Below are 8,575 nucleotides of genomic sequence, written 5' to 3'. Positions count from 1 at the left end.
AAGGACGGCGTGACCGTCAAAGTCGGCAGCGTTGGTTATCAGGCTGACTACGTCGTGTTGGCCGTGCCGCTGCGTGCGCTGAACAAGATTGCCCTGACGCCGGCGCTGGACGCCCAGCACATGGCCGCGATCAAAGGCACCAACTACGGCTGGCGCGACCAGATCATGCTGAAGTTCAAGACGCCAGTGTGGGAACCGAAGGCGCGCATGTCCGGCGAGATCTACAGCAACACCGGTCTCGGCATGCTCTGGATCGAGCCTGCGCTGAAGGGCGGCGCCAACGTGGTGATCAACCTGTCCGGCGACAATGCCCGCGTGATGCAGGCGTTCGGCGACAAGCAGATGGTCGATCAAGTGCTGATCCGTTTGCACGCGTTTTATCCACAGGCCCGTGGCTCGTTCACCGGTTATGAAATCCGTCGCTACAGCACCGACCCGTCGATGGGCGGCGCGTACCTGGCTTACGGCCCGGGCCAGATCAGCAAGTTCTGGCGCCTGTGGGAACGTCCGCTGCAACGCGTAGCGTTCGCTGGCGAACACACCGACACCTTGTACCCGGGCACGCTGGAAGGCGCACTGCGCACCGGTCAGCGTGCGGCCAGTCAGGTTGAAGATCTGGCGGCGGGCAAATCCTTTGAGCCAGTGAAAGTGGTGCCGGCTGCAGCAGCGGCGGCGGGTGCCGTGGCGGCGAAGAAGGGTAACTTCTTCAGCAACCTGTTTGGTGGTTCGGATGACGAGAAGAAGCCTGAGCCAGTGAAGGCGCCAGAGCCGGCTCCTGCTCCGGTAGCACCAGCACCTGCGCCGACTCCGGCAGTTGCGCCAGCTCCGGTGGAAGCACCGAAGCCTGCGGCACCGGTGAAGGCTGAGCCAGCGAAGAAAGCGGCGGCCAAGCCTGCGGCGAAGAAACCAGCGGCTAAAACCGAAGCGAAAAAGCCTGCGGCGAAACCGGCAGCGAAGAAGGCTGAGCCGGCGAAGAAGCCAGCGGCCAAGCCTGCTGCAACGACCGAGACCAAGGCGCAGTAAGCCTTGCGGTGAATGAAAAGCGCGGCGTTTATGCCGCGCTTTTTTTTGCCTGAAAGACCGCTTTCGCGAGCAAGCTCGCTCCCACATTTTGACCGAGTACTTCCGGTAAGAATGCGATCACCTGTGGGAGCGGGCTTGCTCGCGAAGGGGCCGGCGCAGGCAACCCGATTCCATTGCTTAGAAACAACATCCCGCCACACTTTCCCCGTTAATCTTTCCTTAACACGCCACTTACAGACTCTTGATCGTATTTCTCGATATTTCAAAGCGAAATTTTCCGCTTTAATTCGATAGATAACTCGCTAGTCTTGGTTCGCAGTTCTCACAGGATTTGGGCAATGCAGCTACGTAACTCTTCTTCGCGCTACGGTTGGGTCAGCATCTTCATGCACTGGGGCGTGGCGCTGGTGGTCTTCGGATTGTTTGCGCTGGGTCTGTGGATGGTCGGGCTGGATTACTACAGCAGCTGGCGCAAAGAGGCGCCGGATCTGCACAAGAGCATCGGCCTGGTATTGCTGGCCGTGATGGTGTTACGGGTGCTGTGGCGCTTTATCAGCCCACCGCCGCCGACGCTGCAAAGCTACAGCCGCATGACCCGTCTCGGCGCCAAATTCGGCCACGGGTTTCTGTATCTCGCGCTGTTCGCTGTGATGATTGCCGGTTACCTGATTTCCACCGCAGACGGTGTCGGGATTCCGGTGTTTGGCCTGTTTGAAGTTCCTGCACTGCTTTCCGGGCTACCGGATCAGGCAGATACCGCTGGGGTGATTCATCTCTGGCTGGCGTGGATACTGGTAATTTTTTCCGGTCTCCATGCGTTGGCAGCTTTGAAGCACCACTTTATCGATCGTGATGTGACCCTGACGCGAATGCTCGGTCGCAAAGCCTGAAATTCAACCTCGACTCAAAGGAAAAGAAAGCATGTTGAAAAAGACTCTGGCCGCTCTGGCAATCGGTTCTGCACTGCTCTCGGCTCAGGCCATGGCAGCGGACTACAAAATCGACAAGGAAGGCCAGCACGCCTTCGTTGACTGGAAAATCAGCCACCTGGGTTACAGCTTCATCCACGGTACTTTCAAAGATTTCGACGGTACCTTCTCGTGGGATTCGGCCAAGCCTGAAGCCAGCAAGATCGCTGTAGACGTGAAAACCGCCAGTCTGTGGTCGAACCACGCTGAGCGTGACAAGCACATCGCCAGCAAAGACTTCCTGGATGTTGGCAAGTTTGCTGACGCCAAGTTCGTCTCCACCGCCGTTAAATCGACCGGTGAAAAGACTGCTGACGTGACTGGCGACCTGACTCTGCACGGCGTAACCAAGCCTGTGACCTTCAAGGCCACGTTCAACGGCGAAGGCAAGGATCCATGGGGCGGCGAGCGTGCTGGCTTCAACGCCACCACCACCCTGAACCTGAACGATTTCGGGATCAAGGGCCCAGGTCCTACCTCGCAAACTGCAGATCTGGACATCTCGCTGGAAGGCGTGAAAGTTAAGTAACTTTCCCCCGCCACACAAAAACGCCCCCGGTTGAAAGGCCGGGGGCGTTTTTTATTGCCCGTCACAACACAATTCCCTGTGGGGTCGGGCTTTTTGTGGTGAGGGGATTTATCCCCGATGGGTCGCGCAGCGGCCCCAAAATCTAACAACGCGGTGCATCTGACGGACCGCGTTCGCTTGATCTGCGACTGCTTCGCAGCCGATCGGGGATAAATCCCCTCGCCACAGGGGTGGTGTGCACGGGGGGGATTGTGGTGAATCAGGAATAGTGGCGGAGGGATAAAAAATGCCCCGGCTCTTTCGAGGCGGGGCATTTTTCATTGCTGCGTTAACTCAGCGATTGCGGGTCAGCAAGGCTGGTTTTTCGCCACGCGGGCGGCTTGGCAGTTGATCGAGCTGCTCAGGCGTCGGGAAGCGGTCGGCTTTCGACTCCTTGTGCATGATCTTCGGGCCAGTGCTGCGCGGGTTTTGCACGGCTGGCTCGCTGCGTGGCTGATCGTCACGGGCCGGACGGCGGTTGCGCGAGGACGAAGCGTCATCGCGACGCGCCGGCTGACCATCACGCGGTGCGCCGTTACGCGGGCCGCTGCGTTTGGCTGGCGGGGTGCCGGTGCTCGAACCGTTGCTGTTGCGCGGGCCGTTCTGGCGACCTTGTGGCTGACCGCCACGAGGTGCGCCCGAACCTGCGCCTGCACCTTGAGCCGGTGCGCCTGGACGACGGCCGCGACCGCCAGCCGGAGCAGGCTTTGGCACGTAGTCAACGCGGTTACCGAAGTTATCCACATCGTCATCGAGGAACTCGTCCGGTGCACGATCAGCTGCCGCACGCGGCGGCTGGCTTGGACGCTGTTCGCGGGCCGGGGTGCCTTCGCGCGGTTTCTGCTGACGGGCAGGGCGCTCGCCACGTTCACCGGCCGGCTTCTCTTTGCCCTTGTCTTTGCCTTTGTCTTTACGACCGCCGCCACCGCCGCCGCCATTCGGCCCGTCGCCGCGTGGGCCACGTGGATTGCGCGGGTTACGCACGTCCGGACGCTCACGCACTTCCGGCTTCTCGGCTTCAATGGTGCTCGAATCGAAGCCCATCAGGTCGCCGTCGGCGATTTTCTGCTTGGTCATGCGTTCGATGCTTTTCAGCAGTTTTTCTTCGTCCGGCGCGACCAGCGAAATCGCCTCGCCCGAACGACCGGCACGGCCAGTACGGCCGATACGGTGAACGTAATCTTCATCGACGTTCGGCAGTTCGAAGTTGACCACGTGTGGCAACTGATCGATGTCCAGACCGCGTGCGGCGATGTCGGTGGCTACCAGAATGCGTACCTGGTTGGCCTTGAAGTCGGCCAGCGCTTTGGTGCGCGCGTTCTGGCTCTTGTTACCGTGGATCGCCACAGCCGGCAGGCCGTGTTTGTCCAGGTACTCGGCCAGACGGTTGGCGCCGTGCTTGGTGCGAGTGAACACCAGCACCTGTTCCCACGCGCCGGCGGTGATCAGGTGCGCCAGCAGCGCACGCTTGTGGCTGGCCGGCAGACGGAAGACGCGTTGTTCGATGCGCTCGACCGTGGTGTTCGGCGGCGTCACTTCGATGCGTTCCGGGTTGTGCAGCAGCTTGCCGGCGAGGTCGGTGATGTCCTTGGAGAACGTCGCCGAGAACAGCAGGTTCTGACGCTTGGACGGCAGACGCGCGAGGACTTTCTTCACGTCGTGGACGAAGCCCATGTCGAGCATGCGGTCGGCTTCGTCGAGGACGAGGATTTCCACGTGGGACAGGTCAACGCTGCCCTGGCCACACAGATCGAGCAAACGACCCGGGCAGGCAACGAGCACGTCAACGCCACGGGACATGGCCTGAACCTGTGGGTTCATGCCGACGCCGCCGAAGATGCAGGCGCTGACGAATTTCAGGTCACGGGCGTAGATCTTGAAGCTCTCGTGTACCTGGGCCGCGAGTTCGCGGGTCGGGGTCAGGACCAGTACGCGCGGTTGGCGCGGGCCATGACGCTGGGATTTGTCCGGGTGACCGTTGGGGAACAACCGCTCCAGGATCGGAAGGGCGAAACCGCCGGTTTTACCGGTACCTGTCTGAGCCGCCACCATCAGGTCGCGACCTTGCAACACGGCGGGAATGGCCCGCTGTTGCACCGGAGTAGGCTCGGTATAGCCCGCATCTTCGATGGCGCGGACTAAAGCCTCGGAGAGACCGAGGGAAGCAAAGGACATGAGTAATCCTGTTTTAGTTAGGGCTTGGCCCAATGGGAGTCTTGCCTGGCGCGAATCACGTTTAAGAGGACGCAATCCCGTCCGGTCCTGCTGCGGTTCCGAAGGCACGTCTGGAGTGCTCGCGCGGGCTGGGAAGCTGCGCTGTAGCGGGTCGAGAGGCCTTTTACGGTTCCGGGCGTCCGGGCGTGAGCCTGGCGGGAACGCCGGAGTATAACAGAGCAATCACTGCGCGCTGCTTTCCTGCTGCTCAACGGTTTTGCGGCTGGCCGAGGCATTGCCCAGCGGCGCGACATCGGACGGGGCCGCGCCGTAGCGCGCGCTTAGCTCGGCGTAGGCCGGTTCGCGCTTGAAACGCTTGAGCTCGGCACCGAAACGCTGCACCAGTAAATCCATGCCGGCATTGCGCCGAACCGCCAAAAACTGGCTCTGGCGGCTAATCACGGTCGGGTTTTCAGTGATCTGATTGCGGATATCCAGTTCATCGAGCAAGTGCTGACCGACGCGGCGATCGGTGATCAGCAAGTCGATACGACCACGCACCAGTTTGCCGAAGTTGGCTTCGTGGGTCGGCGCCGGTTCGCGGGTAAACAGAGTCGAACTGCTGAAGTCGGGGCTATATAGATAGCCCGGCGAGGTGCCGATGGTCAGGCCTTTGAGTTCTTTGAGTGTGCTGAACGGGTGCGGTCGATCGTTGGCGTAGAACATCACGAACTCGACGTCCGACAACGGTTCGCTCGGGTAGAGCAGGGTGGCGTCGCGCTCATCGCTGTGAAAGATATCCAGCGCACCGTCGGCCTGACCGGTTTCGAGCATCGACAGGCAACGCTTCCATGGCAGGAACTGCCATTCGACTTCGATGCCCAGTCGTTTGAAGACAATGGCGGTAGTTTCGTAGTCGAGCCCGAGGTTTTTGCCGTTCTCTTCGTAGACGTAAGGCGCCCACGGCTCGGTGACAATACGCAACTTCTCGCCTCGAGCAGCGAAGCTCAGGCAAGCAAAAACCAGCACGGCGAATAACTGTGTGATCAAGGGCATGGCTTGAGATTACGACGAGAAACGCGAAAGAGCCAGAAGGTGGCAGCAGATGCTCTGTTTCGGGCGTTTAAAAGCAAAAGATCGCAGCCTGCGGCAGCTCCTACATTGGTATTAATCACCCTGTGTAGGAGCTGCCGAAGGCTGCGATCTTTGATCTTTCTTCTAGCGCTTAGCGCGGCAACTTCAAATTATTCCAGATCGCCAGACTCGGTTCAGCCTGGTTCATGGAATAGAAGTGCAGCCCCGGTGCGCCGCCCTGCAACAGGCGCTCGCACATCTCGCTGACGACTTGCTCACCAAAGCGCTGAATGCTTTGCGTGTCATCGCCGTAGGCTTCCAGTTGCTTGCGGATCCAGCGCGGAATTTCCGCACCGCAGGCATCGGAGAAGCGTGCGAGTTTGCTGTAATTGGTGATCGGCATGATCCCCGGCACGATCGGCAGATCGACACCCTGCGCCTGCAAACGGTCGACAAAGTAGAAGTAGCTGTCGGCGTTGAAGAAGTACTGAGTGATCGCGCTGTCGGCGCCAGCCTTGGCTTTGCGCACGAAGTTGGCCAGATCGTCTTCGTAGTTGCGCGCTTGCGGATGCATCTCCGGGTAAGCGGCGACTTCGATGTGGAAATGATCGCCGGTTTCTTCACGAATGAATTCAACCAGTTCATTGGCGTGACGCAGCTCACCGCTGGTCATGCCCATGCCGGACGGCAGGTCACCGCGCAGGGCGACGATGCGCTTGATGCCGGCAGCCTTGTACTCGTTCAGCAGGCCGCGCAGGTCGTCCTTGCTGTCGCCGACGCACGACAGGTGCGGTGCGGCCGGTACTTTGACTTCGCTTTCCAGTTGCAGAACGGTGTTGAGGGTGCGATCACGGGTCGAACCACCAGCGCCATAGGTGCAGGAAAAGAAATCAGGGTTGTAAGTGGCCAACTGACGAGCAGTGGCGAGCAGTTTTTCATGCCCAGCATCGGTCTTGGTCGGGAAGAACTCGAAGCTGTAGCGACGGTCTTGGGACATGGTCATACCCTTGGAAACACGAAAGCCTTGCAGGCGCCGCGCATCCTGTAGGAGCCGAGCTTGCTCGCGAAGCAGGCACCGCGGAATTCAGGACTGAAACCGTGGTGAAGCTTTCGCGAGCAAGCTTTGCTCCTACAGGACAGCAGACAGCGGAACCAATCAGTAGCGGTAAGCGTGCGGCTTGAACGGGCCTTCGACGGTCACGCCGATGTAGTCAGCCTGTTGCTTGGTCAGTTGGGTGACCACGCCGCCGAAGCCGCGAACCATTTCCAGGGCCACTTCTTCGTCGAGTTTCTTCGGCAGTACTTCAACGGTCAGACGCTCGGCTTTCTGGGCTGGCGACAGGTCGGCGTACTTCTGGTCGAACAGGAAGATCTGCGCCAGAACCTGGTTGGCGAACGAACCGTCCATGATGCGGCTTGGGTGGCCAGTGGCGTTACCCAGGTTCACCAGACGGCCTTCGGCCAGCAGGATCAGGTAGTCGTCGTTCTGCGCGTCGAAGGCGCCCGGGCCGGTACGGTGGATCTTGTGTACCTGTGGCTTCACTTCTTCCCATGCCCAGTTCTTGCGCATGAAAGCGGTGTCGATTTCGTTGTCGAAGTGACCGATGTTGCAGACAACAGCGCGCTTCTTCAGAGCTTTGAGCATGTTCGCATCGCAAACATTGACGTTACCGGTGGTGGTCACGATCAGGTCGATCTTGCCCAGCAGCGCTTTGTCGATGCTTGCTTCGGTGCCGTTGTTGATACCGTCGATGAACGGCGAAACCAGTTCGAAACCGTCCATGCACGCTTGCATGGCGCAGATCGGGTCAACTTCGGAAACCTTGACGATCATGCCTTCCTGACGCAGGGACTGCGCGGAGCCCTTGCCCACGTCACCGTAACCGATGACCAGCGCTTGCTTGCCGGACAGCAGGTGGTCAGTACCACGCTTGATCGCGTCGTTCAGGCTGTGACGGCAGCCGTACTTGTTGTCGTTCTTGGACTTGGTTACCGAGTCGTTGACGTTGATGGCCGGGATGCGCAGTTCGCCCTTGGCCAGCATGTCCAGCAGACGGTGTACGCCGGTGGTGGTTTCTTCGGTCACGCCGTGTACGCGATCCAGTACTTGTGGGTACTTGTCGTGCAGCAGCTGAGTCAGGTCGCCGCCGTCGTCGAGGATCATGTTGGCGTCCCATGGCGCGCCATCCTTGAGGATGGTTTGTTCCAGGCACCACTCGTACTCTTCTTCAGTTTCGCCTTTCCAGGCGAAAACCGGGATGCCGGCAGCAGCGATAGCGGCAGCAGCCTGATCCTGAGTCGAGAAAATGTTGCACGACGACCAGCGTACTTCGGCACCCAGGGCAACCAGGGTTTCGATCAGCACGGCAGTCTGAATGGTCATGTGGATGCAGCCGAGGATCTTGGCGCCTTTCAACGGCTGTTCGCCGGAGTACTTGCGACGCAGACCCATCAGAGCCGGCATTTCCGATTCGGCGATGATGGTTTCGCGACGGCCCCAGGCAGCCAGGGACATGTCGGCAACTTTGTAATCGTTAAAATCTGCAGGCGTGATAACAGCGCTCATGAAGAGCCTCCATTCGTAATGTATGCGAATGGGCGCCGTTGTGCGTTTAGTGTCCAGCCTCAGGCCGGTCAACGCCCCATCCGAGCCTGACAGGTTGAACCTGCTGCAGCGCCCCTCGGACAGGTGGCGGGAAAACGGTATCAATTGAAGATGACCGTTTTGAAACGGTGGCGATTATAGCCGTCTAGACTGATCTTCCAAAGGGTTTCTGTCGGCCAAATG

Annotated in this window: 7 protein-coding genes and 1 riboswitch; of the genes, 3 read left to right on the top strand and 4 right to left on the bottom strand. The window is 59.7% G+C overall.

Features of this window, described 5'->3' with window-relative positions:
* From AD669_RS25365 to AD669_RS25355, 3 genes are all read left to right on the top strand, one after another.
* Window positions 1-1,023, top strand: a 1,023-nt coding sequence (locus AD669_RS25365) for an FAD-dependent oxidoreductase (protein WP_172680167.1), incomplete at its 5' end; no start/stop codon positions are given.
* A 338-nt stretch (window positions 1,024-1,361) separates the two neighbouring features.
* Entirely contained in the window at window positions 1,362-1,913 is a 552-nt protein-coding gene (locus AD669_RS25360; protein ID WP_053124660.1) for a cytochrome b, read from the top strand.
* Between the two features lie 31 nt (window positions 1,914-1,944).
* Window positions 1,945-2,520: a YceI family protein gene (locus AD669_RS25355; protein WP_053124658.1), complete on the top strand. Its 576-nt coding sequence runs from the start codon at window positions 1,945-1,947 to the stop codon at window positions 2,518-2,520.
* 333 nt (window positions 2,521-2,853) lie between these two features.
* Here the strand turns inward: AD669_RS25355 and AD669_RS25350 are convergent, their stop codons facing one another.
* The 4 genes from AD669_RS25350 to ahcY all read right to left on the bottom strand — a co-directional run bounded on the left by AD669_RS25350 (window position 2,854) and on the right by ahcY (window position 8,353).
* Window positions 2,854-4,734: a DEAD/DEAH box helicase gene (locus AD669_RS25350; protein WP_053124657.1), complete on the bottom strand. Its 1,881-nt coding sequence runs from the start codon at window positions 4,732-4,734 to the stop codon at window positions 2,854-2,856.
* A gap of 222 nt (window positions 4,735-4,956) precedes the next feature.
* The gene (locus AD669_RS25345) at window positions 4,957-5,769 is read right to left on the bottom strand and encodes an ABC transporter substrate-binding protein (protein WP_053124655.1); all 813 of its coding nucleotides are present in this window, start codon (window positions 5,767-5,769) and stop codon (window positions 4,957-4,959) included.
* Between the two features lie 169 nt (window positions 5,770-5,938).
* Window positions 5,939-6,784, bottom strand: coding sequence for a methylenetetrahydrofolate reductase [NAD(P)H] (metF, locus tag AD669_RS25340; protein WP_053124662.1), 846 nt, complete (start codon window positions 6,782-6,784; stop codon window positions 5,939-5,941).
* A gap of 159 nt (window positions 6,785-6,943) precedes the next feature.
* A complete protein-coding gene (ahcY, locus tag AD669_RS25335; protein ID WP_053124653.1) occupies window positions 6,944-8,353 on the bottom strand; it encodes an adenosylhomocysteinase in 1,410 nt (469 codons plus the stop codon).
* Window positions 8,354-8,376: 23 nt separating this feature from the next.
* Window positions 8,377-8,476, bottom strand: a riboswitch (S-adenosyl-L-homocysteine riboswitch).
* Window positions 8,477-8,575: the final 99 nt, after the last annotated feature.

Origin of the sequence: Pseudomonas sp. P1.31, from assembly GCF_001269815.1 — a bacterium.
Lineage (GTDB): Bacteria > Pseudomonadota > Gammaproteobacteria > Pseudomonadales > Pseudomonadaceae > Aquipseudomonas > Aquipseudomonas rustica.
The sequence above is the reverse complement of the archived record's forward strand: the minus strand, read 5'-3'. Positions and strand labels throughout refer to the sequence as shown.